Source organism: Nostoc sp. CCY0012, assembly GCF_963920855.1.
Classification (GTDB): domain Bacteria; phylum Cyanobacteriota; class Cyanobacteriia; order Cyanobacteriales; family Nostocaceae; genus Cyanocohniella.
In genome coordinates, this window is sequence record NZ_CAWUDM010000037.1 from 31296 (window position 1) to 55558 (window position 24263).

At 42.5% G+C, this 24263-nt stretch carries 20 protein-coding genes and 2 pseudogenes; 8 read left to right on the forward strand and 14 right to left on the reverse strand.

Annotated features, from left to right (window positions below):
• The first annotated feature begins 73 nt into the window (after nucleotides 1-73).
• Nucleotides 74-1615 carry an IS630 family transposase gene (locus ACM0OS_RS12765; protein ID WP_414543561.1) on the forward strand — a complete coding sequence of 514 codons (1542 nt, stop codon included), beginning with the start codon at nucleotides 74-76 and terminating at the stop codon, nucleotides 1613-1615.
• On the opposite strand, the gene ACM0OS_RS12770 is transcribed toward ACM0OS_RS12765, so the two are convergent.
• The 8 genes from ACM0OS_RS12770 to ACM0OS_RS12805 form a co-directional block, all read right to left on the reverse strand.
• The gene (locus ACM0OS_RS12770) at nucleotides 1612-1860 is read right to left on the reverse strand and encodes a hypothetical protein (RefSeq protein WP_414543562.1); all 249 of its coding nucleotides are present in this window, start codon (nucleotides 1858-1860) and stop codon (nucleotides 1612-1614) included. The genes ACM0OS_RS12765 and ACM0OS_RS12770 overlap by 4 nt on opposite strands.
• 151 nt (nucleotides 1861-2011) lie before the next feature.
• On the reverse strand, nucleotides 2012-4213 hold the full coding sequence (locus ACM0OS_RS12775) for a molybdopterin oxidoreductase family protein (protein WP_414543563.1): 2202 nt from the start codon (nucleotides 4211-4213) through the stop codon (nucleotides 2012-2014).
• Nucleotides 4214-4351: 138 nt separating this feature from the next.
• A complete protein-coding gene (locus ACM0OS_RS12780; RefSeq protein WP_414543564.1) occupies nucleotides 4352-5872 on the reverse strand; it encodes an MFS transporter in 1521 nt (506 codons plus the stop codon).
• Between the two features lie 49 nt (nucleotides 5873-5921).
• Complete coding sequence (locus ACM0OS_RS12785; protein WP_414543565.1) at nucleotides 5922-6752, reverse strand: nitrate ABC transporter ATP-binding protein; 831 nt, start codon at nucleotides 6750-6752, stop codon at nucleotides 5922-5924.
• 145 nt (nucleotides 6753-6897) lie between these two features.
• The gene (locus ACM0OS_RS12790; RefSeq protein WP_414543567.1) at nucleotides 6898-8886 is read right to left on the reverse strand and encodes a nitrate ABC transporter ATP-binding protein; all 1989 of its coding nucleotides are present in this window, start codon (nucleotides 8884-8886) and stop codon (nucleotides 6898-6900) included.
• Nucleotides 8887-8983: 97 nt separating this feature from the next.
• Entirely contained in the window at nucleotides 8984-9823 is an 840-nt protein-coding gene (gene ntrB / locus ACM0OS_RS12795; RefSeq protein ID WP_414543568.1) for a nitrate ABC transporter permease, read from the reverse strand.
• A gap of 50 nt (nucleotides 9824-9873) precedes the next feature.
• Nucleotides 9874-11169 carry a CmpA/NrtA family ABC transporter substrate-binding protein gene (locus tag ACM0OS_RS12800; RefSeq protein ID WP_414543569.1) on the reverse strand — a complete coding sequence of 432 codons (1296 nt, stop codon included), beginning with the start codon at nucleotides 11167-11169 and terminating at the stop codon, nucleotides 9874-9876.
• 159 nt (nucleotides 11170-11328) lie between these two features.
• A complete protein-coding gene (locus ACM0OS_RS12805; protein ID WP_414543570.1) occupies nucleotides 11329-12900 on the reverse strand; it encodes a ferredoxin--nitrite reductase in 1572 nt (523 codons plus the stop codon).
• Between the two features lie 622 nt (nucleotides 12901-13522).
• On the opposite strand from ACM0OS_RS12805, the gene ACM0OS_RS12810 reads away from it, so the two are divergent.
• From ACM0OS_RS12810 to ACM0OS_RS12830, 5 genes are all read left to right on the forward strand, one after another.
• Nucleotides 13523-15211 carry an NAD(P)H-quinone oxidoreductase subunit 4 gene (locus tag ACM0OS_RS12810; protein ID WP_414543571.1) on the forward strand — a complete coding sequence of 563 codons (1689 nt, stop codon included), beginning with the start codon at nucleotides 13523-13525 and terminating at the stop codon, nucleotides 15209-15211.
• Nucleotides 15212-15267: 56 nt separating this feature from the next.
• The gene (locus tag ACM0OS_RS12815) at nucleotides 15268-15681 is read left to right on the forward strand and encodes a ubiquinol-cytochrome c reductase iron-sulfur subunit (RefSeq protein WP_414543572.1); all 414 of its coding nucleotides are present in this window, start codon (nucleotides 15268-15270) and stop codon (nucleotides 15679-15681) included.
• Nucleotides 15682-15892: 211 nt separating this feature from the next.
• Nucleotides 15893-17194 (forward strand): HEAT repeat domain-containing protein, encoded by a 1302-nt coding sequence (locus ACM0OS_RS12820; protein ID WP_414543580.1) that lies wholly within the window; start codon nucleotides 15893-15895, stop codon nucleotides 17192-17194.
• A 42-nt stretch (nucleotides 17195-17236) separates the two neighbouring features.
• A complete protein-coding gene (locus ACM0OS_RS12825) occupies nucleotides 17237-17455 on the forward strand; it encodes a hypothetical protein (RefSeq protein WP_414543573.1) in 219 nt (72 codons plus the stop codon).
• Nucleotides 17452-17721: a type II toxin-antitoxin system RelE family toxin gene (locus ACM0OS_RS12830; protein WP_414543574.1), complete on the forward strand. Its 270-nt coding sequence runs from the start codon at nucleotides 17452-17454 to the stop codon at nucleotides 17719-17721. Before ACM0OS_RS12825 ends, ACM0OS_RS12830 begins: the two co-directional genes overlap by 4 nt.
• Before the next feature lie 90 nt (nucleotides 17722-17811).
• On the opposite strand, the gene ACM0OS_RS12835 is transcribed toward ACM0OS_RS12830, so the two are convergent.
• Nucleotides 17812-18405, reverse strand: a complete 594-nt coding sequence (locus tag ACM0OS_RS12835) for a Uma2 family endonuclease (RefSeq protein ID WP_414543575.1) — start codon at nucleotides 18403-18405, stop codon at nucleotides 17812-17814.
• A gap of 35 nt (nucleotides 18406-18440) precedes the next feature.
• Between ACM0OS_RS12835 and ACM0OS_RS12840 the strand changes: the two genes are divergently transcribed.
• Nucleotides 18441-18554: a UPF0175 family protein gene (locus ACM0OS_RS12840; protein ID WP_414543581.1), complete on the forward strand. Its 114-nt coding sequence runs from the start codon at nucleotides 18441-18443 to the stop codon at nucleotides 18552-18554.
• Between the two features lie 3 nt (nucleotides 18555-18557).
• Here ACM0OS_RS12840 and ACM0OS_RS12845 read toward each other — a convergent pair whose 3' ends face one another.
• The 4 genes and pseudogenes from ACM0OS_RS12845 to ACM0OS_RS12860 form a co-directional block, all read right to left on the reverse strand.
• Nucleotides 18558-20282, reverse strand: a complete 1725-nt coding sequence (locus ACM0OS_RS12845; protein ID WP_414543582.1) for a tetratricopeptide repeat protein — start codon at nucleotides 20280-20282, stop codon at nucleotides 18558-18560.
• Between the two features lie 294 nt (nucleotides 20283-20576).
• A pseudogene (locus tag ACM0OS_RS12850) lies at nucleotides 20577-21227 on the reverse strand (CHAT domain-containing protein); the annotation flags it as partial.
• 15 nt (nucleotides 21228-21242) lie between these two features.
• Nucleotides 21243-21527 carry a hypothetical protein gene (locus ACM0OS_RS12855; protein ID WP_414543576.1) on the reverse strand — a complete coding sequence of 95 codons (285 nt, stop codon included), beginning with the start codon at nucleotides 21525-21527 and terminating at the stop codon, nucleotides 21243-21245.
• 5 nt (nucleotides 21528-21532) lie between these two features.
• Nucleotides 21533-21856 (reverse strand): hypothetical protein, encoded by a 324-nt coding sequence (locus tag ACM0OS_RS12860; RefSeq protein ID WP_414543577.1) that lies wholly within the window; start codon nucleotides 21854-21856, stop codon nucleotides 21533-21535.
• Between the two features lie 648 nt (nucleotides 21857-22504).
• On the opposite strand from ACM0OS_RS12860, the gene ACM0OS_RS12865 reads away from it, so the two are divergent.
• Nucleotides 22505-22933 carry an ester cyclase gene (locus ACM0OS_RS12865; RefSeq protein ID WP_414543578.1) on the forward strand — a complete coding sequence of 143 codons (429 nt, stop codon included), beginning with the start codon at nucleotides 22505-22507 and terminating at the stop codon, nucleotides 22931-22933.
• On the opposite strand, the pseudogene rppB reads toward ACM0OS_RS12865, so the two are convergent.
• A pseudogene (gene rppB, locus ACM0OS_RS12870) lies at nucleotides 22913-24208 on the reverse strand (two-component system sensor histidine kinase RppB); the annotation flags it as partial. The gene ACM0OS_RS12865 and the pseudogene rppB overlap by 21 nt on opposite strands.
• Nucleotides 24209-24263 lie beyond the last annotated feature (55 nt).

A 24263-nucleotide genomic window follows, 5' to 3' on the forward strand; every position in this document is an offset into this window, starting at 1 on the left:
CACGTGAGCAATATCCTGTTTTGGGATATCCCAACATGGGATATTACACTTTCTTCCATTGAAGGAGGAAAGCATGACTTCATCCATATTCACGGAACAGTATGGGCGTTTCCGGGAGTTACTTGTACAGTACCGCCAAATACGAGCCATCACACAAGCACAACTCGCAGACGTTCTAAATCGTCCGCAATCTTTTGTTTCCAAATATGAGAGTGGTGAGCGTAGGCTCGATCTTATCGAGTTTTTGGAAATTTCAATAGCTCTCCAGTTTGATCCCTGTGAGCTGATAAGAACAATTCTTAGTGAAACATTGCCTGAACCAACCATTATGGATGAGTGGAAAGTAACTGCTGATGAAATGACAATTCTGTTGCAAGAGAAACCAAGTCTCAGGGGTATGCTTTTTGGCTATGTAGCAGAATTAAAATTAAGAGAGTTAATTTCTGCTTTCCCTGGGATAGGGTCAATGAAGAAGTTTGATGATCATGATAGAAAGAAAAAGGGCGATTTACATATCATTTACCATCATCGAGTTTTTAGCGTTGAATCCAAATCTCTGCAAACAAGTCAGATTAAATTTGATGAAAAAACTCAACTTTGGTCTGGCAAAGCTCAAGTAGACGCTAGTGATAGCAGAATTGTAACTCTTCCAAGTGGTAAACAATTGAAAACGACACTCCTACTACGAGGAGAATTTGACATCTTAGCTGTTAACTGTTACGAGTTCAATAAAACTTGGCAGTTCCAGTTATTAATGACAATATTTAATGTGAGTTACAAGACAATATATAACTGGATAAATCGTTGGGAATTATCGGGAATGGTAGGGCTGTATAATAAACCAGGAAGAGGTAGAAAACGAATATTTAAGCCGGAACAAGAAGCAGAAATTAGAGAGTGGGCTAAACAAGAACCAAGACAATTAAAAAAGACGCTACAAAAAATTAAATCAGAATGGAATATTGAAGTTAGTACTGAAACCATTAAAAGAATATTGAAAAATTTTTATATGAGTTGGCATAGAATTCGACGAGATGTTGGAGGAGAGCCAGACCCTTTAGAATACAAGGAAAAATCAGCACAGTTAACAGAGTTTAAACGATTAGAAGATGAAGGTAAAATTAACTTATATTACTTAGATGAAACCGGATTCTGTCTGATTCCTTCTGTTCCTTATGGATGGCAAGATATCGGAGAATACTTAACTATTAATAGTCGCCGTAGTTCGCGCTTAAATGTTTTAGGAATCATGAGTCGAAATAATCACTTAGAAACTTATGTTTCAACTCAAAGTATTAATTCGGATGTCATTATTGCTTGCATTGATACCTTCTTTGCTCAGGTAGATAAACCTACCGTGATTGTTGTTGATCAATCCTCTATTCATACCAGTGGTATGATTCTTGACAAAATTGAAGAATGGTCAGAACGTGGTATTACCATCTTCCAATTACCCTCTTATTCACCTGAATTAAATTTGATTGAAATTTTGTGGCGGTTCATTAAGTATCAATGGATTGAAATTGATGCTTACAAAAATTGGCAAATTTTTGTAGAATCTGTGGAAAAAATTCTTCGAGAATTTGGTAAAAACTATGTAATTAATTTTGTTTAGCTACTTACTCGTAGTACATGCATGAAGCGCTCTGGTAAGGCATGAGCAGTCGGTTGTGGCTCTTGCAGCAATTCTGACAGCCTTTCTTGAGTCCAACACCATCGAGTTGAACCATCATGAACAAAATCCAAGTCGCATTCTTCAAAAAACTGAGTGATATAACTGCTAGAGCGATATGGGAAATATTGGACATCGCCTATTATCATTTCCGCTATCGCACGTAAGTTTCTGTTCTTGAATTTCATGTCAGTGGTATCGGTCAGAATACGCTGCGTTTGTCAAACTCACCCTCAATTTAAGCAAAACCTATCATTAATGGGCAACTTTTAAAGACTAATCACCAGTTATTGATATGGGTTATGGCACACGAAAACATCCGGCCTTTGGCTTGGCAATTTACTCGACAACAGAGTAATTAGAGAATTGTGTTTCCTGTTTTTCCACTAATAATGTATTTACAGGAACCAGCTGCACTGCACAAGCTTTTAATTCTGGTTGTAGGGAATCAGGACAAGCTTCAGGATGAGTGAGGGCGTTAGCTTCAGCATTATCCGCCCAAAGTGCGCCCCAGTGCATGGGGACAAATACTGTACCAGGTGCGATCGCTCTCGTAATTTTAGCAGGAAACTTGGCTTGACCCCGACGCGATCGCACTTCCACTAATTGGTTATCAATAATACCTAACCCAGCCGCATCACGGGGATGAATTTCGATAAAAGGTTCCGGGTGCATTTTGCGGATTTTCTCAATGCGACCAGTGCGTGTCTGTGTATGCCAATGTCCGTAAAGTCGCCCAGTAGTCAGGACAAACGGAAAATCAGGATCAGGTGGTTCAGCTAAACCCTTAGAATAATAAGCCCCAAATCGCGCCCGTCCGTCAGGGGTATGAAAACGCAAATCTGTATATAGGCGTTTGGAGGGAGTAGGGGATTCTCCACTCCCCAGTTGAGAATGAGGCCATTGAGTTGGCCCTTGAATCTGCAATTGTTCATGACTGATACCAGTCATTTCACAGGGGCGATCGCTCGTTAATTGCACGAACTCTGCATAAACTTGAGATGAGTTGGTAAAGGCAAATTCTTTTTCAAAACCTAATCTGCGTCCTACTTCGGCAAAAATTTCCCAATCGGCTTTTGCTTCCCTGGGTGGTTGGCGGAATGCTTGACACAAGGTGACTGTTCTTTCGGAATTGGTCATTACGCCTGTTTTTTCACCCCATTGGGCAGCCGGTAAGAGAACATGGGCGTATGCAGAGGTTTCTGTGGGGTAATATGCGTCTTGGTAAATTGTCAAAGGCGATCGCAACAATGCTTTTTTCGTTCTTTCTAAATCTGGCATACTCACAGCCGGATTTGTGGCTGCAATCCAAAGTAAACCCACAGCGTCATTTTCCAACCCGGTAATCATATCCCACGCTGTTAAACCGGGATGTGGTGACATTTGTCCTCTTGGTAATCCCCAAAAATCCTCCACTTCAGCGCGGTGTTGGGGATTTTTCACTAAACGATAACCAGGTAATAAATGTGATAATCCCCCGGCTTCTCTACCTCCCATTGCATTGGGTTGACCTGTGAGGGAGAATGGCCCTGCACCCGGTTTGCCAATTTGTGCAGTCATCAAATGCAGATTAATAATACTTCTAACCTTGGCTGTACCTTCACTGGACTGATTCACACCCATTGACCATAAAGACAGCACTCGTTGAGATTCACCCCAGTACTTAGCGGCTGTTTCTAAATCTGCAATACTGATTCCACATTGATTAGCTACGACTTCCGGGGAATAATGACGAATTACTTCTGCATATTCAGAAAAATTACTAGTGCAATCATCAATGAAACCCACATCAATGAGTTGCCAACGCATCAATAAATGAGCAATACCATTAAATAAATCAATATCTGTACCAGGACGAATAGCTAAATGTAAATCGGCTGCTTCTGCGGTGGGTGTCCGCCGGGGATCAACCACAACCATTTTAACTTTACGATTTTTTTTATGATGTTTCGCTAATCTATTAAAAACAATTGGGTGACATTCTGCTGTATTCGTCCCAATCAAAAATGCACAATCTGTGATTTCTAAATCTTCATAACAGCAGGGAGGGCCATCAGCACCAAAGCTTTGAATGTACCCAGCCACAGCACTAGACATACATAACCGGGAATTGGCATCAAAATTATTAGTACCCAAACAACCTTTGAGTAATTTTTGGGCTAAATAATAATCTTCAGTTTGAAATTGACCAGACCCATACATACAAATAGCCTCTGGCCCTTGTGTATGGCGGACTGTTTGGATGCGCTGGGTAATTAAATCAAAAGCTTCATCCCAACTCACACGGCGAAACTCTTGATCTAAAGAGTCTCGCACCATTGGGTAATGTAATCTATTTTTATCCAAAGATTCTGCGATCGTTGCACCCTTAACACACACCATTCCCTGACTTGATGGGTGGGCTTTATCACCCCGTACCCGCCAAATCGGATTTCCTTGACTATCTCGATTAGTAGGTTTTGCAGGTTGCGCTGGCGGTGAAACTTCCAATCCACAGCCAACACCACAGTAGGGACATAGGGTTTTGGTAAATTCACTCATAGGGATTAGGGAGTAGGGAGTAGGGAGTGGGGAGTAGGGATTAGGGATAAGGATTAGGGATTGGGACTGGGAATTAGAAAGAAGAAAAACAAGAATATTTCCCCCCTGCCCCCTGCTGCCTGCTCCCCTGCTTCTTCCTCATCTCTCCCTAACTGGAAACTGTTCTGGTGCTATATCTGGAGCTAAATCTGGTGCTTCGCCTTCGTGGTGTTCGGCAAATGAGCCTTTGGGTTCTTTGAGTAAGAAGGCACATAGGAAGGTGACAATTAAGGCGGTGACACCAAGGGTTTGGAAGAAGATGCGATTACCAATGTCGCCGACTGGTAGTAAACTATACATTGTGAGATAGGCGACTGCACCGACGTTACCGTAAGCACCAACGTTACCAGCAATCTGTCCGGTAATGCGCCGCTTGACTAAGGGGACGATCGCATAAGTGGAACCTTCACCTGCTTGGACGAAAAATGAACAAGTCATTGTCAGTATTATTGCTATGGGTAGCCACCAATTACTACTTACACCACTCATGACTAAATAAGCAATACCCATACCACCTGTGAGTACTGTCATTGTCCATTTGCGACTACCGACTGTATCGGACACCCAACCGCCACCAGGACGGGCAACTAAGTTCATGAAGGCGAAGCTTGCAGCAATCATGCCAGCTAAAACTTTGCTGAGGCTGAAGGTTGATTCAAAAAATGCCGGTAGCATGGAAACTACTGCTAGTTCTGAACCAAAGTTGACGAAGTAAGTTAATTCTAAGATTGCTACTTGGGAAAATTCATAACGGTCTTGGGGAGCATAATTTTTTTTCCCGGTCATTAAATATTGGTTGACATACCAGCATTTATATGCTTGGAATGCATACAAACCAATTAATAACAAGTAGACGATGAATAATTGAGTTTGATTGAGTAAACCAATTTGAGCGATGCGCCAAGCTAGTACGCCTAAGATGCCAACCAAGGGAATATTACTCAACATCAACAGCCAAAAGCTTCTTTTAGTGGTGACTTCTATACCACCATGACGGGCAGGTCGCTGATAAACTTTGCCGGAGGGTGTATCTTGAACGCTAAAGAAATAAATCGCTCCGTAGATGGCGGCGATGATACCAGTTAAAGCGATCGCAAGTCGCCAGTTAATTTGTCCGGCTGTAAAAATTGCGGCTGCTGTGGCGACTGTCGGGAGAGTGAAGGCTGCGGCGGCTGAACCAAAGTTTCCCCAACCACCATAAATTCCTTCAGCAATACCAATTTCTTTGGGGGGGAACCATTCAGCAACCATGCGGATACCAATCACGAAACCAGCACCGACGATACTTAAAGCAAGGCGGCTGATGACTAATTGACTGAAGTTTTGGGCGAAGGCGAAGGCGAGACAGGGAATCGCTGCATACATGAGTAGCAGTGAATAGGTGACGCGTGGCCCGTATTTATCTAATACCATACCGATGATGATGCGGGCTGGTACGGTGAGGGCGACGTTACAAATAGCGATGGTTCTAACTTGGGCTACACTCAAGCCTAGTGCTTCTTGAATAGCAGTTTGAAATGGGGCAAAGTTAAACCACACTACAAATGAGAGGAAAAATGCAAACCACGTCAGATGTAGTATGCGGTAGCGACCGTTGAATGAGAGCAATCCTGAAAGCATTTAATATTCCTTTGTCAAAATTTGCAAACTACGAATTACGAATTACGAATTATTCTGCGTGGGCGCATCGGCGATAGAGGAAGTCTAGGGCGTAGTTCCGCAGGTTGTAGTATTCCGTGTCTTCCATGATTTGGCGGCGATCGCGGGGGCGGGAGAAAGGTATATTTAGGACTTCACCGATGTTGGCGGCTGGGCCGTTGGTCATCATGACGAGTCTGTCTGCTAAAAAGAGGGCTTCGTCAATGTCGTGAGTAATCATTAAAACGGTGACTTGATGGTCTTGCCAGATTTGTAGTAGTTCTTCTTGCAGTTCTTCTTTGGTGATTGCGTCTAATGCACCGAAGGGTTCATCTAAAATCAATACTTGGGGACGTATGGATAAAGCACGGGCGATCGCCACTCGTTGTTTCATCCCACCGGAAATCTGTCCGGGTTTTTTGTCTGCGGCTTCTGTTAGTCCTACCATTGCTAGGTGTTCTCTAGCGATCGCTCTTTTTTCGGCTTTGGTTTTGTGGGGAAATACTGAATCTATAGCTAGATAAACGTTGTCAAATACACTCAGCCACGGCAGCAAGCAATAATTTTGAAATACCATCATCCGGTCTGGACCGGGTTCAGTAATAGGTTTATCTTGCAATAGCACAACGCCATCGGTGGGGGTGTTGAAGCCGGAAATCATGTTGAGTAAGGTTGATTTGCCACAGCCTGAGTGACCAATAATGCAGACAAATTCACCTTCTTGAACTTTGAGATCAATGCCATCGATTACGGTGTAAGGGCCTTCAGCAGTTGGGTAAATTTTGCTGACACCTTCGATGACTAAAAAGTTATCTTCTTTTTGGAGTTTGTTTGTTTGGGTATTTTTGTTTACTAATTGCATGGTTTATTTTTTGGTGATAAGTAGTTTTTGATAAACGAATCGCCAAGTCCGCGCAGCGATGCCCGTAAGGGCTGTAGAACGCCAAGAAGAAGTTTTTATAAGTCTCTTTAACTCTCCCTCTGCGTCTTTGCGTCTTTGCGTGAGATTAAATCAACACTTCTTCAATGCGAATATTCCTTTTAATTTCCAAACTTTTCAAATACTCAATTGGTTCAGAAGAATTAAACACTTTCCCATCAAACAAATGAATAGGATCATCCCAGCCAATATCCAACAAACCCAAATCCCTCGCCGCCGCGCCAAAAACATCTGCACGACAAACTCGTTCAATTACTTCTACCCAATTTTTCGGAAATGGCACTAAATCCCAACGTGCTAATTGAGTTACCATCCACAGAATTTCTGTACGGTTAGGATAGTTAGTTTTATTCAAATAAAACTGGTTATATCCCGTAAGTTCTTGCGGTTCAGTACCGTCACCGCGATTATAAGGATCAATAAAACCAGGACGAACATATACCGGATTTACATCCAGATATTCAGGACGGCAAATTATCTCTAAAATTTCTTCGCGGTTGCGAAATTCATCGCAGTATTGGCAAGCTTCTAATAATGCTTTAACTAAAGCAAGATAAGTTTCTGGGTACTTCTGCGCCCAATCTTCCCGCACTCCGAGAACTTTTTTCGGCTGTCCTGACCAAATTTCTAAGGCGGTAGCAGCAACGAAACCAAAACCTTCATGTACGGCCATGTAGTTCCAAGGTTCACCTGCACAATAACCATCAATGTTACCGGCTTTGAGTTGAGAAGCCATTTCCATTGGGGGAATCACACTCAAGCTGATATCTTGATCAGGATTGATGCCGCCAGCCGCTAACCAATAACGTAGAATTAAGTTCTGCATGGATGTGGGATGACTGACTCCCAAGGTAAGAACTTGGTCAGGATATTCATTAATTACCGCTTTTAAGTCAGCTGGGTTTCTGACGCCTTGGTTGTATAATTTTTTGCTTAAGGTAATAGCGTTAGCGTTGCGAGAAAGATTTAAGGCATTAACTATACAAATCGGTGTTTTTCCACCAGCACCCAAAGTCATAGCTAAAGGCATTCCCGCTAACATTTGGGCTGCATCTAATTTACCTGTAGCCACACCTTTAGCGATTTCGTTCCAACTACCTGCACGGGTGAGGGTAATATTTTCTAACCCATACTTAGCAAAAAAGCCCATTTCTTTCGCCACGATTAACGGTGCAGCATCAGTTAAAGGCATAAAGCCAATATCTAGATTGACTTTTTCCAAACCGCTGCGTGATGTCACTAATGGCGCTGGAATCTGCTGTGCTTTGCGTTTCTTGGCTTGCTTTTGTTGATTGAGGAAGTAAATTATTTCATTCCGCAGATTGTAGTAACTGGGGTGTTTCACTACTTCCAAACGTTCACGGGGACGAGAAATAGGCACTTCCAGAATTTGACCGATGTGTGCTTCAGGCCCATTGGTTAGCATCACCACGCGATCGCTTAACAATAATGCCTCATCTACATCGTGTGTCACCATCACACAAGTCACGTTGTGTTCATTGCAGATTTTCATCAATTGAGCCTGCAAACTTCCCCGTGTCAAAGCATCCAACGCCCCAAACGGTTCATCTAATAACAACAACTTAGGACGAGTAGCCAAAGCGCGGGCGATCGCCACCCGTTGTTTCATCCCCCCAGACAACTCATGAGGACGTTTATTCGCCGCTAGGCGCAGTCCCACCATATCTATATGTTCTTCAACAATTCCCCGGCGCTGACCCTTTGGCTCATTTTTATACACCTCATCCACAGCCAAAGCAATGTTTTCCCGCACAGTCAACCAAGGAAGCAACGAGTAATTTTGAAACACCACCATCCGATCTGGACTAGGTTCTTTAATTTCCCGACCTTCTAAAGTCACACCACCAACACTGGCTTGATCTAAACCAGCGATGATATTCAACAAAGTTGACTTACCACAACCAGAATGTCCAATTAGAGAAACAAATTCCCCTTCTTTGATTTTTAATTCAATATTTTTCAGGGCGATATACTTGCCACCATTCGGCAAATAAAATACACGATCAACGTGATCAACCTCAACAAAAGTAACCATTAGTCATTAGTCCTTAGTCATTAGTGCAGAACTCACCCAAAATCTCTTTAAAACCCTCTTAACTTTGTGGACTTTGCGCCCTTTGCGGTTTGTTTAATTACTTCTGTTCCGCAACCACCTTATTAGCAATAAAAGCAACCAACTTATCAAGCACCAAACCAACTATCCCCACATATATAAGCGCCAGGATAATTTCACTCAAATTAGTATCTGTAGTTGTGTTATATGCATTCCAAATAAACGAACCAATACCCACACCACCAACCAACATTTCTGCCGCCACAATCGCCAACCAAGATAAACCAATGCCAATTCGTAACCCAGTAAATATGTAAGGTACTGTAGCCGGAAACACGATTTTCACAAAATATTTAAATCCTCTTAACCGCAAAACCCTAGCCACATTGACATAATCTTGGGGAATTTGTTGTACACCTACCGTGGTGTTAATAATAATCGGCCAAATAGAGGTGATGAAAATTACGAAAATAGCTGAAGGGTTCGCCTGTTGAAATGCTGCCAAAGAAATTGGTAACCATGCCAAAGGTGGTACTGTTCGTAATACTTGGAATAACGGATCTACGGCATTGTAGAGAAAACGATTAGCACCTACTAAAATCCCCACAACTATACCAACAATAGCTGCTAGAGAGAAGCCAATACCAACTCGTTCCAAGCTGCTAATTATTTGCCATCCTAAACCTTTATCACTTTCGCCATTATCAAAAAATGGATGAACAATAAAAGGATCAAAAGTGTCAGTAAAAGTTTTTATCGGCCCAGGTAACTGAAAATCTGGCAACAAACTTAGTAATTCCCAAATTACTAAAAAAACAGCTAATGCTACTAACGGGGGAACAATTTTTTTCTGAACAAACTTATAAATAGCTTTTTGCGGTTTTTTTCTACCAACACGACTCCCCACAATAGCTGTCATTTCTGATTTCTCCTGTTCAAATATTGGACTACGCAAGCAGTGATTACAGCCTAAATTTTCTTGATTTTCAAGTTATTCAAATATTCTTCTGGTTTTTCTGGGTCGAATTTGACACCATCAAAGAACGTCTCTACACCGCGAGAAGAACTGCTGGGAATTTGAGTATCAGGGACACCAATTGCTTTAGCTGCCTGTTTCCACAAGTCTTCTTTATTCACTTGGTCAACAATTTCTTTGACTTGAGTATTTTGTGGTAAATAGCCCCAGCGAATATTTTCAGTCAAGAACCAAATATCATGACTCTTATAAGGATATGAAGCGTTATCTGCCCAGAATTTCATCCGATATGCAAAGTTTTGTTCTGTGCGTCCGTCACCGTAATTAATATTACCTTTGGATCTTTCAACAATATCGGCAACTGCAACGTTAAAGTATTTACGTTCCGAGCAGATTTTGCACATTTCTTCTACATTTTCTGGCTGATCGCACCATTGTTGCGCTTCCAAAACTGCCATCAACATTGCTTTTGCCGCGTTGGGATTTTGGTTAACCCAATCTTGTCGCATGGCGAAGGCTTTTTCTGGATGGTCTTGCCATAACTGGCCTGTCACTAAGGCTGAATAACCGATGTTTTGGTTAACTAACTGCGCGTTCCAAGGTTCTCCCACACAGAAGGAATCAATAGTGTTGACTTTCATATTGGCCACCATTTGTGGTGGTGGTACGGGGGATAAAACTACATCTTGGTCAGGATTAATACCACCAGCCGCTAACCAGTAGCGCATCCATAAGTCGTGTGTACCGCCAGGAAAGGTCATCCCAAATTTCAGGGCGTTTTGCGCGGATTTGGCTTTAGATGCTGCTTCCTTCAGCGCTTTACTTTCTAACTGAACATTAAATTCTTTAAATTTATTAGCAACAGAAATTGCCTGGCCATTAGTATTTAATCGTGCCAAAATATACATAGGCACTATATTATTGATGGTCATCAGATAAGGCATGGGGCTGAGGATATGTGCGCCATCAATACCACCTCCTCCTGAACCAATTGCCAAGTTATCGCGGGTGACGGGCCAGGATGTTTGTTTGATTACCTCGACATCAGTCATGCCATATTTGGCAAAGAAGCCTTTTTCTTTAGCGATAATTAAAGGTGCAGAGTCGGTTAAGGCGATAAATCCTAACTTCGCTTGGGTTGTCTCTACTTGCGGTGCGTTAGCGGCTAAGGAGACATTAGTAGCAGTTGTACCTGATTGAGAATTATTTGTACAACCATGAGCTAAAAGAGAAGCTGCTGCTGCCCCACCTGCGGTGAAAATGAATTTTCTTCTAGGAAAGTTTGTCATTTGCTTAGTAGTGCTTGATGAATTAAAAAGAATGCGACAGGTGCAGTCCTGGTAGTTAGGTAGATTTGGATTTCGGGCGTTGCTGAATGAATGGTATAAACTCACGCAAAGGCACAAAGGCACAAAGAATTGGTAAGTTCAGCAGTGCGTGATTATGACTTAGATTGGTTTGGCGCCGAAGTGTTGAATGAGTAAGTCTCTTAATACTGGTTGTAGGTCTTCGCAAGGAATACCTTTTTGTACGCATTCGCCGAGATGTGCGTCTTTACCGACTTTGCCACCCATATAGATGTCTACGCCTTCTACAGCTTTGCCATTTTTACGGGCTTTGGTTCCCATCAAACCAATGTCTGCAACTTGGGGTTGTCCACAGGAGTTGGGACAACCAGTCCAATGAATGCGTACGGGTTGAGTTAGGGTTAACTCGCTTTCTAAGGCCTTCACCATTTCCAATGCGCGATTTTTGGTTTCAATGAGGGCAAAGTTGCAAAATTGTGCGCCTGTGCAAGATACTAGCGATCGCGTCAACACATGAGGATTAATCGAAAATCTCTGCAACAATGACTCTGTTAAAAATGTTGCTAACCTTGAGTCAGGAATATTCGGGATAATCACGTTTTGTTCGACTGTCAGCCGAATTTCTCCGTTGCCGTAAACCTCTGCTAGACTAGCAATTTCAAACATATCTTGGGCATACAACCGACCCACAGGAATATGCAAGCCTACGTAATTTAATCCAGACTGCTTTTGTTTATATACTCCAACGTGGTCACGTTTTTCCCAATCAATTTCGTCTTTGGGGGTTGCGGGTAACAATGATTTACCTAAACGCTGTTCCACTTCAGAGCGAAATTTATCTACACCCCATTCATCAAGTAGCCACATCAAGCGAGATTTCAGACGATTGGCGCGTAAACCATTGTCACGATAAACTTCCAAAACCGCTCTACATACAGCCACTACCTCCTCTGGAGATACCCAAGCATTCAAAGGAATCGCCGCTTCACAACGCTTGGCAGAGAAAAACCCACCCACAAGGATGTTAAATCCAAAAATAGCTTCTTCCCCACTCCCAACTCCCAACTCCCCACTCCCTTCCTTAAAAGCTGGAACAAAGGCTAAATCATTGATTTCCGCGTGAACTGAATTGTCTCGTCCCCCGGCGATCGCAATGTTAAATTTCCGTGGTAGGTTGGTAAACTCTGGATTGCCTTGACCTTTGTTGGTAAGCATATCCTGAATTTGCTGCACCACTTCTCTGGTGTCGTACAACTCATCAGCGTCCAACCCGGCTACAGGGTCACCTGTGATATTACGGACGTTATCCATCCCTGATTGCACACTGGTTAAACCAACAGCATGAAATCTATTAAAGATATCTGGTAAGTCTTCAATTCTGATCCCCCGCAGTTGAATGTTTTGTCTGGTAGTAATATCAGCACTGCCATCATCTCCGTAGCGCTGCACTACTGACGCTAAAACACGCATTTGATTGCTGTTGAGAATACCGTTAGGTATCCGCATCCGCATCATAAATTTGCCTGGGGTAACTGGGCGAAAAAAGACACCCACCCATTTGAGGCGATGATCTCGGTCAGTTGCATCCATTGCTTCCCATCCGAGATGGGCAAATTTGGCTATTTCCTCCTTGACAGCAAGTCCATCTTTTTCGGCTTTCAATTTCTCAAATTTATTGAGATTAACTTTAGTAGTTTCTGCTGTGACTGTCATAAACTGACTCTCATTGCAAGTGGCTGATACGTTGTAAGAACCTCAAAAATCAATTGCCCAATCTCAGATAACCCATAATCTTTTAAAATCTGAATTACGAGTTGGTGTTTCTACAAGGTCTAGCGAAGAAAAACTGAATATTTGTTTGTGGCTAATTTTTCGTACTCAAGAGTATTGCTAGGTGGCTAATCTGCTACTTGATGACCGACAAGATACCTTTGTGATGCTGAACGTGACTTCGTAATTAATTTGGGGAAATTTGTAGTCTTTTACATTTGGATAATTTGTCAAGCAAGTTTGGTTACTGTTTATGTAACGATTTCGATACTTATCAGGTTAAGGTGAGATTTTTGATAAAATCGTATAAATTGCTACGATTTTCGGAAATAATTGTTAAAAACGTATCGGTTGAATGCAATTTCTGCATTAAAGTCTTTTTTAATCTCAAAATAACCGTCAATACACCCCGACTTGATTTTTTCCGTAAATCGCCAGATAGACAGTCAGTGTTAAGCGCTGTATTTTTTAGTAGCAATAATGACCAAAAAACTACTGATTAATAAATTATTAAAAAGTTTAATAGTATGACATGATTTATAAATAAGTATTATTTCTTAGTCATATGATGGCAGATCAATTTCCCTGGCTAACCACAATTGTCCTGCTACCATTCATTGCTGCTCTGGTTATCCCTTTGCTACCCGATAAAGACGGCAAGTGGATACGATGGTATGCACTGGGTGTAAGTGTTGCAGACTTAATTTTGATGTGCTATGCCTTTTGGCAACATTACGATGCCAGCAATGCGACTTTTCAACTAGAAGAAAATTATGTATGGATGCCGCAGTTGGGTCTGAACTGGGCAGTTGCTGTAGATGGGTTATCAGTTCCGTTTGTACTTTTAGCCGGACTGGTGACGACACTGGCGATTTTTTCAGCTTGGCAAGTTGATCGCAGACCCCGTTTATTCTATTTTCTGATGCTAGTGCTGTATTCGGCGCAGGTAGGGGTATTTGTCGCCAAAGACTTACTGCTATTTTTCATTATGTGGGAAGTAGAGCTAATTCCCGTATACCTACTCATCTGCATTTGGGGTGGGCAAAAGCGTCGCTATGCGGCTACAAAATTCTTGCTGTATACGGCTGCGGCTTCTATATTTATTCTGGTAGCAGCACTGGCAATGGCGCTCTACGGTGGCGGTAATATGACTTTTGATTTAGTCGATCTAGGACTAAAAGATTACCCGCTGAATTTAGAATTGCTGCTATATGCAGGATTGCTGATTGCCTTTGGTGTCAAGTTGGCTGTGTTCCCCATGCATACTTGGTTGCCTGATGCACACGGAGAAGCTTCGTCTCCAGTATCGATGATCCTAGCAGGTGTGCTATTGAAAATGGGTGGATACGGACTAATTCGCCTAAATCTGGGAATCCTTTCCGATGCACATATTTATTTTGCACCAGTTCTAGCTATTTTGGGGGTTGTCAACATTATCTATGGTGCGTTGAACTCCCTCGCCCAATCGAATATGAAGCGTCGGCTGGCTTATTCGTCAATTTCTCACATGGGATTCGTACTGCTGGGTATTGCGTCATTTACCGATTTGGGTATTAGTGGCGCTATGTTGCAGATGATTTCCCACGGTTTAATCGCGTCGGTGCTATTTTTCTTAGCAGGTGTAACCTACGATCGCACTCGCACGATGATCATGGATGATATGGGCGGGATTGGTCAAGTAATGCCCAAAGTATTCGCACTATTTACCATAGGCGCCATGGCATCGCTGGCTCTCCCAGGTATGAGCGGCTTTGTAGGCGAACTTTCGGTTTTTGTGGGGATAACTACCAGCGATGTCTACAGTTCAGCCTTCTGCATTGTGACTGTCTTCCTGGCAGCCGTGGGAATTATTCTCACGCCAATTTACCTGCTTAACCTGCTGCGAAAGGTATTCTACGGGACTAGTGCATCACTGGTGTGCGACGTGAATAATGCCGCTTTAGAGAATCAGGAAGATGAGGGAACAGCTTGTTTTGGTACTGACTGTCTGCTGCCGGATCAGACCATTTATAGTGATGCTAGACCGCGTGAAGTGTTTATCGCTGCCTGTTTTTTAGTGTTGATTATCGGTATCGGGTTTTATCCCAAGCTGGCTATGCAAATGTACGACGTCAAGACTGTGGCGATAAATGCTCAGGTTCGTCAATCTCTGATCATCGTCTCGCAAACAAATCCCCACATCTATGCCCAGGGATTGTTTGTTCCTACCATTCCCACATCTGAAGTAGCGCCTGTTTTGGGAGTTGTTGAGTAACTTTCTTGACCTGCTAAGATAATGCTCTATCAGTATTACAGAGAATTTTCAGAATTATGAAACGTCGTGAGTTCATTAATTGGGTAGGTTTAGCAGGAATATCTAGTAGCCTACCCATAGCGATCGCAGCTTGTACTTCTGAAACTGCATCTGGAGATTGGCAAACAGTGGGGACTGTGGCCGATTTAGATCAGAATGGTGAATTACTGGTGAAAAACTGGCCTAATGTCAACGTTTTAGTAGTTGGTACATCTCAAAGCGAAAATCTGATTGCTGTTGATCCCACTTGTACACATGCGGGTTGTACAGTGACATGGCAAGCTGAAGCCAAAAATTTCAACTGTCGTTGTCATGGTTCTGAATTTGGGGTTGATGGTAGTGTACAAAGAGGCCCTGCTACAGAACCTCTCAAAACTTACACCGCTAAAATTGAGAATGATTCAGTTTTAGTTCAGTCAAATAAGATATAGAGGTTAGTACCGCTGCGCGGAAGTCAAAAGTCAAAAGTCAAAAGTCAAAAGGCTTATCAAACAGGCTCTTTGAAAATTTCAAATGGTATGCCTATTTACGCCGTGCTGTACTAGAGAGGAAGAAGCAGATGGGAATACTTTGGGCTGGTGCTACAGTCCCCCATTGCCTCTTATCCCCACAGGGCCCCGAGTTCCCCAATCCCCAGTCCCCATCGTGAACAATATCAACCAGCTTTTGGTGCAAGCACAGTCAGCAAAGGATACGGCTGATTGGACATCACTGATTCAATATCTGCAACAGTTGATTTTGACAGAAGCCTCAACCAATCCAGAGATAGTTAAAAATCAAGAGCATCTCCTAGAATTAGCACTTGCGGTTTTACAAGTAGGAGACTTTCAGCAACGTTGGGATATTACAAAGGTGTTGACTCAGTTGGGAAATATTGCCATACCCCCGTTAATTGACATCTTAAAAGATGAAGAAGCCGAAGAAGAATTACGCTGGTATGCAGCCCGAATTTTAGGTGAGTTTCAACACCCAGATGCTATAGTCAATTTAGTGGAATTACTGAAAACTACCGAAAATGAAGAACTCAAAGTAATCGCTGCAACAGCAATAGGGCAAATGGGTACTGTGGCAATTACAGCACTCACTGAACTCCTACAAGATGAATATACCAGACTTTTGGCAGTGCGATCGCTTGCTTATATTGGCAGTCAAGAAATTATCCCTCCGCTATTAAGTGTGGTAGAAGATTCACAAGTAGTTGTCCGCACCACTGCTATAGAAGCCCTCAGCAGCTTTCATGATCAGCGCATACCACCAATACTATTAAATGCCTTAGATGATGTAGCCGCTACCGTCAGACGTGCAGCAGTGCTGGGTTTAGGTTTCCGCGCTGATTTATGTACAGAATTAGATTTAGTCACTAGATTACAACCTAGATTGTATGATTTGCATCTTGAGGTTTGTCGTGCAGCTGCCATCGCTCTGTCTCGCATGGGTACAGATGAAGCATCTCACCAATTATTTCAGGTGCTTGTATCGCCTAATACACCCTTGCAGCTACAATTAGAAATTATTCGAGGTTTAATGTGGTGTGAGACATTATCTGGTTTGGAGTATTTGCACCAAGCATTTAATCGCACTACATCAGAAACACTATGGCAGGAAATTATTACAGTTTTAGGACAAATACAAAAACCGCAATTAACGACACCAGCCGCAGAAATTTTATTAAAAGTCCTGCAATCTCAACATCCAGCCACCAAAATTGCCAGTATTAAAAGTGCGATCGCTCTAGCTTTGGGACAGTTAGGTAATCAACAAGCTACTGAGTCATTAATTTTACTTTTAGCCGATACCAATCCCATAGTCAGACTCCGGGCGATCGCGTCTTTGAAAAAACTAGCTGGAGAGGATGCATATCAACAATTACAGCAATTAGCTAACGACACCAAAATCACCCCAGATTTGCAACAAGGAATAGCGATCGCTTTAGCTGAGTGGTAACGATAAGATTGTAAGTAAGATCATTGTAGAAATTTGGTAATTATGACTGAATTACTAGAAAAGGTAATTGCTAAATTAAAAACTTTACCTGCAAAGGAACAGGATGCGATCGCTAAAATGATTTTGGCAGAACTTGAAGATGAAATCAGATGGGATGAAGCATTTGCCAGTTCTCAAGACAGTTTAGCGCAACTTGCAGCCGAAGCTCTAGCTGAATACCAAGCAGGGAAAACCCAAGAGCTAGATCCAGAAAAACTGTGAAGTCACGCACAACAGCCCGATTTCGTAAAGCATTTGCGGTTCTACCTGAAGCGGTTCAGCAGCAAACACGCAAAGCATATCGTCAATTTAAACAAGACCCTGAACACCCTAGTCTACGCTTCAAAAAAGTACATCCACAATTACCAATTTACTCTGCTCGGATTAGCAGAATTTATCGAGCAGTGGGCTTATTAGAAGGTGATACAGTCATTTGGTTTTGGGTGGGGTCACACGCTGAGTATGATATGTTACTGTCTCAATTATAGTGAATAATAGCGATCGCTTTAGCTGAATGGTAAAAATCATCAAGTATAAACACAACAGCACAATTGCATTATTATGTCAGAGAATCAAGTTTATTCTTCTGGCTCGCTATCAATAAAATTCACTTTTTCATAAATTTCCGGTAGGGAGATTTGCAAATCAACCGTGTTGAGTGATAAGGTAGCAGCTTCGCCTTCTAATTCTGTAAACAACCATTGATCAGTCGCAGTTTTGACATATTGCATCACACGATATTGATATTGATCAATTAAAATGTATTCCTGAAACTCTGGAATAGAGCGATAAGAATGAAACTTGTCTCCTTGGTCATAATTTTTCGTAGATTTAGATAGAACTTCTACAATTAATGATGGATTCGTGACAGTGGTGGTATTAGTCCCAGCGTAAACTGGTTTACCCTTAATTACCATGACATCAGGATAGGTATACTGCTGATAACGGGGAAGCCACAACCGCACATCAGCAATATAAATCTCGTAATCTTGACCCCGCAAAGCATATCTTAAGTAGGCGTAAAAATTACCGGCTATTTTATTATGATTGGTAGTGCCACCTGTCATGGGAATGATTTCTCCATTGCGGTATTCGCTTCTAAATTCGGCTTTTTCTTCTAGTTCTAGATATTCTTCGGGGGTGTAATAACGTTTTTGAGTTGCGGTTTGCATAACAGTCTTCACCTATAGAAGTCCTAGATAGTTAGATTTTATCAAGGTTATTTCAACATCTACTTGCTAGTCGTCGTATTCCAGTGCATTACAGAGTAGAAGATTTTGAGCAGGATATTCAAAACCTGCGAGATATGGGTAGATTGTGATTATTAGGAATTATTCTGTATTCTCTCAAGCATTGCCCTTACCTGTTCAGCGTTGGGTGATTTTAACTTCTGCAAAATCTCTAAAGCTGGTTGCAAATAGGATATAGCTTGGGCGTATTCACCCTGTTGTTCTGCTAAATGTCCTAACCACCATAAAGTCATCGCTTTACCATGAACATTACCAATGCGTTCTTTAATTGCTAAAGATTGCTGAAACAGATTAATCGCTTGTTCTACTTCTCCTTGCTGGGCGTAGATACCTGCTAATTGGTGCAACGTCGCGGCTTCACCTTGGACATCGCCTATGCGTTTTTTGATATCCAAAGACTGATTGTAGAGTGCGATCGCTTGTTGTACTTCTCCTTGCTGGGCGTAGATACCTGCTAAAGAGTGCAACGTCGCGGCTTCACCTTGGACATTGCCTATGCGTTTTTCGATATCCAAAGACTGATTGTAGAGTGCGATCGCTTGTTGTACTTCTCCTTGCTGGGCGTGAACAGTTGCCAAGTTGTGAATAATTGAGGCTTTTTCCTTTTCTTCCTCTGAAGGACATAAATCTAAAGCCTTTTGATAATGCTGAAGACAGTCTTCAATATCGCCAAGTTCATCTTCAGCACTGGCAAGGCTGTGAAATATACGATAATCTTCAGCAACATCTAAAGTAGAACGACAAATATTAACAACTTCTCGATATCTGCTTTTTTTATTCCAAGCAGGTGCTAATGCTTGATTAATTTTCGCCGCAATTTCTTTTTCTTTCCCCAACAAAGCCAATCGATGAATTTCTAGCCTTTGCGCTTCCGTGGAAGTTTCCGCCTCCTCCCACCACAGACGATATAAAACCCGCGCCGCTTGCGGATACAACTCCTCACCTGCAAACTTTAACAATGGTTCTAAAATCCGGGGAACCCGATACAGCACCTCTCCTCCATTTACCGTGACTTCTTCTAATAAACCCAAACTCACCGACGGTTTTAAATAACCTTCCCAACCAGAAATATCACCACAAATTGCAGAAATCGCCGCCTTGGGAACTGGTAACTCATACACCAACAACTTCCCCAACATTTTCCGCAAACCTGGCTTTTGTAACTTCAGCAATTCTTCCGCTAAGATATTCTCTCGAAATCTCTCTTCCTCCCCCTGCATCTTTTGCAAAATCGCCTCTACTCCCTGCACTTGCAAAGTAGAGTCTTGTAAAATCTGATTTAACCATTCCAACAACCGAGGATTACCATCTGCTACTGTCTTGGCGTGTTCTTGCAACTCGGCATCAATCCCCAACACCCCATTAAAAGCATTCAGCCTGCTATACTTCTTTGTTAAGTCTGCATCTCGCAACGCCGCCAAATTTTCTCGATGCAAACGCTGATTTAATTCCGACAGTACAAAATCATAGCGACTGGTAATAATCACCTTATGGGGAAGTCGGCAATTCTGTACTGCTTTTAACAACGCCAGCAGCACATCTACAACTTGCGGCTGTAACACCCACACCCCATCACCACGCAATTCTAAATTCGCTTCAAAGTCATCCAACACCAGAGCAAAACGCTGTTCTTTACTATTCAAACCTGACTGAAAAAACTTAGTGAGTTGCTGCATCAGGGGTAAATTCCCGTTGAGAATTTCTAACCCCTGTTCTGATGTACATTGTTCAGCTAAGACTTTTCGCAACTTATCTGCATCTAATCCCCGATAAATCACCAACCTGTCATAGCCAAGCATCCTTTCCAATAGCCGCGCCGTCAGGGTACTTTTACCCACACCCCCCAAGCCATGAATCAGCAACCCTAAATGATTGCGAATCCCTTTCAAACAACGCTGCAAATATCGCCGCCTCCCCACAAACTCGGCTGCTGTGGCTACCCTCACCTGTTGCGTCAGGGGATCTAAAAACTGTTCATAAGCTGTTTCTACTAGGGGTGGTGGGACATCTCCCCAGGTTTCCACAAATGCACCAGGACATTCTCCACGCACATATAACCGCAACAAGTGCCAATCTTTAACTTTTTGTTGAAATAAATACTGATAGGTACTAGCCAATGCTTCGGCTAATTGATATCCTGCTGCCAACTTCCCATATAAATGTGCGGCGGCGGTTGTCGCTGTCCCATCTTCCACCGGACGACCCCAACCTAACACAGCCCTAGCACCTTGAGCAATTAACGCCTCAGCCATTGAAGGTACAGCACCATTCTCGGCGGCTTCTCCGGTACGACAGCCAGACAAAAACACTAATTTAGGAAAGCGAAACCGGAAAACGCCCGCTAATTCGGCGGCGGTGGTGTCCTGACGTTCTCCCGTTTCCGTCTCGGTAATAAAATAAGGCGTGTAAGGTGATTCACGGATAATCGAAGCGTGTCCCGTCAGGTGAAATACATCAAAACTATCAATATACCGACTCCATACCTTTCCCAATTCAGCCACACAGCCGCTTTCTTCCACCCGCAAATCTAAACCCATATCTTGGGTATCAGCTAAAATTCGCGCCTCTTCCCCTTCAAAATCTAACTTGGGTGTGACATCTTCTGGGTCTGTTGCCATAAACAATACTCGCAATTGTCGCGCTTCTACGGTGAAAGATTCAGTGCTTCCCTCCACCCAGCGCACAGGCAAAACTACCGGATTTACCCGATTTACCAAAAAACCTTGATCATCATGTAGCACTTCCCAAGGTAGATGAGCTTATTCCCTAGTATCAATGGCAACTACCAAACCTTCACCGCGACAATTATTAATAGCACGACTCAACCACCTACCATCCCCATCTAGCCAATAAAATAACTGCCGCCCCATTCCTGGTAAATTAGGCAGCAGATTATAATATTCACGTTGTCCGAATCTCAATAAATCGGCAATTTCCGCCAAGTAGAGAGTACGAGATTCATAGTGTTTTTGCTGTGGTAGCCAGTAACGTAATTCAACCGTTTCTTGTTGAACTTCCTGGAGTTGGAGGCGGATAGTTTGCACTATGCTTAACCAAGAGATTTGAGGATTTGGGTAATTTCATCTATAGTAGCTTCTTCCAAAAAAATCCGACTTCCAGTGTCAGGATTGACGATAATCACCTCAAATTTTTGATTAGGCTGTTTTTGCTGCCATTCTTGATACCATTTGCGGATTTGCTCGGCTAAGGCTACGGTTCCGCCGACAATCCCGACAATAGTAGCTATAGCGGCTAGTGTTCCTTCTCTTTGGGTAGGAACTTCGTAATCTCCTGATATTCCTTCAATTTCCAGTAAAGCTGCTGCGGCTTGGGGTGCGTCTGCGCTTTCAATGGCAATTTGTATTTTTGACATTAAATTTAGTGGTAATTTTACTTAGATTAATCATCCCATATTCCGGGCGGGCAAGACTTGTACTGAGCAGTTCGGCAGGTGGCACAGTGAGCTTGTCGAACTGCCGTATCACTTACCGTAAAGCCCTGAAGGGCATAGCTGCTTCAGTTAAGGCTAAAAACTACAATTAGTGGTAGGTTGGGGAGCCAGTGCGATCTTGGGGAGCCAGTCCGTTGGGCGGCTATGCCGACTTGTAGGAACTGGCGTGGTTTCCCCCATGAGCAACTGGCGTTTGACTTCAGGAAACCCAACATCCTCAAGACTTTGTTGGGTTGCGCTATCGCTTAACCCAACCTACTTTTTTTCTTAAGTGAACCGTATTGCCTTATACCCTTGCGTTCGCGGAGCGTGACCGCTTCGGTCTTATACTTCGCTTCACTCCGTTACACTCGTAATGACATACCTGTAAGTTTTCCTACCTACTTACTTACAGCAATTAGCTAACGACACCAAAATTACCCTAGATTTGCAACAAGGAATAGCGATCGCTTTAGCTGAGGGATAAATTTTCAGCAACCCCTAAGTAATCAATAAAATGATTGTTCAGTGACGTTACTTTTGGTAGATTATTTCTTGATTAAGACGTATCTACACAAAGGCATATATTTGATGACAGTATCAGAAAACAAAGCGATCGCCCAACAGTTCTGTGAACAAATATGGGGTAAGGGATATTTAGCAGCAGTAGACGAATTTACAAGCAATGATTTTCAGGCTTATTACTCCATATTTCCTCAGGCGCTGGATAGAGAAGCCTTGAAAGCATGGTTTGGAGACATCCACACAGCATTCTCTGATCTGGAATTTAAAATCACGGATATCATTGGCGAAGCAGACAAAGTTGTCATTTCCTGGACTGTTCAAGGTGTGAACGCAGGACGGATAACATTCCTCAATCTCCCTCCCACAATGAAGTTAATCAAATGGACAGGGATGACCATTTATCGACTGTCTGAAGGCAAGATAGTAGAAGAAAAAGGAGAGGAGGATGCACTAAGTGTGATGCAGCAACTAGGTTTAATTAAAAATAGCCCTTAACCAATTGCGTCCCTTATTTGGGACATTTTCAAAGGGGACTTTAACAGTAAAATTACTACCTATTTTAAATTGACTGTCTACTTCTATACTGCCTTGGTGTGAGTTAACAATAGCTTGGGCTATAGCTAATCCTAAACCTGAACCGCCAGTACTGCGAGAGCGATCGCTATTAACTCGATAAAAGCGATCAAAAATCCGCGGAATCTCGGCTGAGGGAATCCCAATACCTGTATCTTGTACTTGAATGATTGCTTGTGAATCGTTGCAGTCTAAATAAACGGTGACTTCGCCGCCTGCTGGTGTATATTGAATGGCGTTGACAATTAAATTTGCAAACAAGCGATATAGTTGGTCTTCGTTACCGATAATGGTTATAGGTTGAGATACTTTGGCTACTGTGGTGAGTTGGATATTAGAGGCGATCGCTAAAGCTGCAAATTCTTCAATTAAGTCGTTAATAATATCATTCAAACAACAAAGATGAGGTTGTAGCGGTAAAGATTGACGATTTAAACGAGTCAACAATAATAAGTCTGCAACCAATGTTGTTAATCGCTGATTTTGTCGTTGGATGGTTTGCAAAATATCTCGCGTTTCTTGTTCATCTAATTCAGCTAATAACAGCGCAGATTCTACAGTGGCTTGGGTTGCGGCTAACGGTGTCCGTAATTCATGTGCAGCATCGGCTGTAAATTGTTGCACTTGTTGATATGAAAAATAAATTGGTTGCATAGCTAACCCAGCTAACCACCAACTAGCAAACCCCACAAAACCCATTGCTATTGGTAATCCCAAAGCCAAAGTCAGCTGCATAGCTTGAAGATAATTATGCAAGTCTTCCAAACTCCGCCCGACTTGAATATAACCCCAATTACGATTATCTAGGGTATGTAAATCAAAGGAAATTTGCTGATAAACAATACCTTGATTATCTGTTAAAATTTGCCAAGTCTCCTGATTCAACTCTGAGGATAAACCCTGTGGATAAGCGCCCGCTATAGCAAACAAAGCGCCTGAAGTATCAAAAAACCGCACATAATAATTACTTTGATTAATAGCAGTTAAAACATGACGCTGAGAACTCACCGATATTTGAGTACAACTTTGACCAACTACACAAATATTAGGTAAAAGCTGTTGTATCACAGGTTCTAATATTCCTGGTTTTTGTAGCTTCAATTCAATACTATCGTGCAGAGTTCCCGCCACAGACTGCAATTCCCGATTTAAAGTCACCCATTGAATCCGAGAAATCACCCGATAAATCCCATATCCACCTTAACGGGTGACAAGGCAGTTGAAGATGAGATGTGGCAACAATTTGAGAAAA

Excerpts from the sequence above, each read along its gene's own strand:
- ACM0OS_RS12810 (WP_414543571.1), top strand. The coding sequence starts at position 13,523 with ATGATGGCAGATCAATTTCCCTGGCTAACCACAATTGTCCTGCTACCA.
- ntrB (WP_414543568.1), bottom strand. The coding sequence starts at position 9,823 with ATGACAGCTATTGTGGGGAGTCGTGTTGGTAGAAAAAAACCGCAAAAA.
- ACM0OS_RS12780 (WP_414543564.1), bottom strand. The coding sequence starts at position 5,872 with ATGCTTTCAGGATTGCTCTCATTCAACGGTCGCTACCGCATACTACAT.
- ACM0OS_RS12800 (WP_414543569.1), bottom strand. The coding sequence starts at position 11,169 with ATGACAAACTTTCCTAGAAGAAAATTCATTTTCACCGCAGGTGGGGCA.
- ACM0OS_RS12785 (WP_414543565.1), bottom strand. The coding sequence starts at position 6,752 with ATGCAATTAGTAAACAAAAATACCCAAACAAACAAACTCCAAAAAGAA.
- ACM0OS_RS12815 (WP_414543572.1), top strand. The coding sequence starts at position 15,268 with ATGAAACGTCGTGAGTTCATTAATTGGGTAGGTTTAGCAGGAATATCT.
- ACM0OS_RS12845 (WP_414543582.1), bottom strand. The coding sequence starts at position 20,282 with ATGCTTGGCTATGACAGGTTGGTGATTTATCGGGGATTAGATGCAGAT.
- ACM0OS_RS12835 (WP_414543575.1), bottom strand. The coding sequence starts at position 18,405 with ATGCAAACCGCAACTCAAAAACGTTATTACACCCCCGAAGAATATCTA.
- ACM0OS_RS12765 (WP_414543561.1), top strand. The coding sequence starts at position 74 with ATGACTTCATCCATATTCACGGAACAGTATGGGCGTTTCCGGGAGTTA.
- ACM0OS_RS12825 (WP_414543573.1), top strand. The coding sequence starts at position 17,237 with ATGACTGAATTACTAGAAAAGGTAATTGCTAAATTAAAAACTTTACCT.
- ACM0OS_RS12860 (WP_414543577.1), bottom strand. The coding sequence starts at position 21,856 with ATGTCAAAAATACAAATTGCCATTGAAAGCGCAGACGCACCCCAAGCC.
- ACM0OS_RS12770 (WP_414543562.1), bottom strand. The coding sequence starts at position 1,860 with ATGAAATTCAAGAACAGAAACTTACGTGCGATAGCGGAAATGATAATA.
- ACM0OS_RS12805 (WP_414543570.1), bottom strand. The coding sequence starts at position 12,900 with ATGACAGTCACAGCAGAAACTACTAAAGTTAATCTCAATAAATTTGAG.
- ACM0OS_RS12775 (WP_414543563.1), bottom strand. The coding sequence starts at position 4,213 with ATGAGTGAATTTACCAAAACCCTATGTCCCTACTGTGGTGTTGGCTGT.
- ACM0OS_RS12790 (WP_414543567.1), bottom strand. The coding sequence starts at position 8,886 with ATGGTTACTTTTGTTGAGGTTGATCACGTTGATCGTGTATTTTATTTG.
- ACM0OS_RS12865 (WP_414543578.1), top strand. The coding sequence starts at position 22,505 with ATGACAGTATCAGAAAACAAAGCGATCGCCCAACAGTTCTGTGAACAA.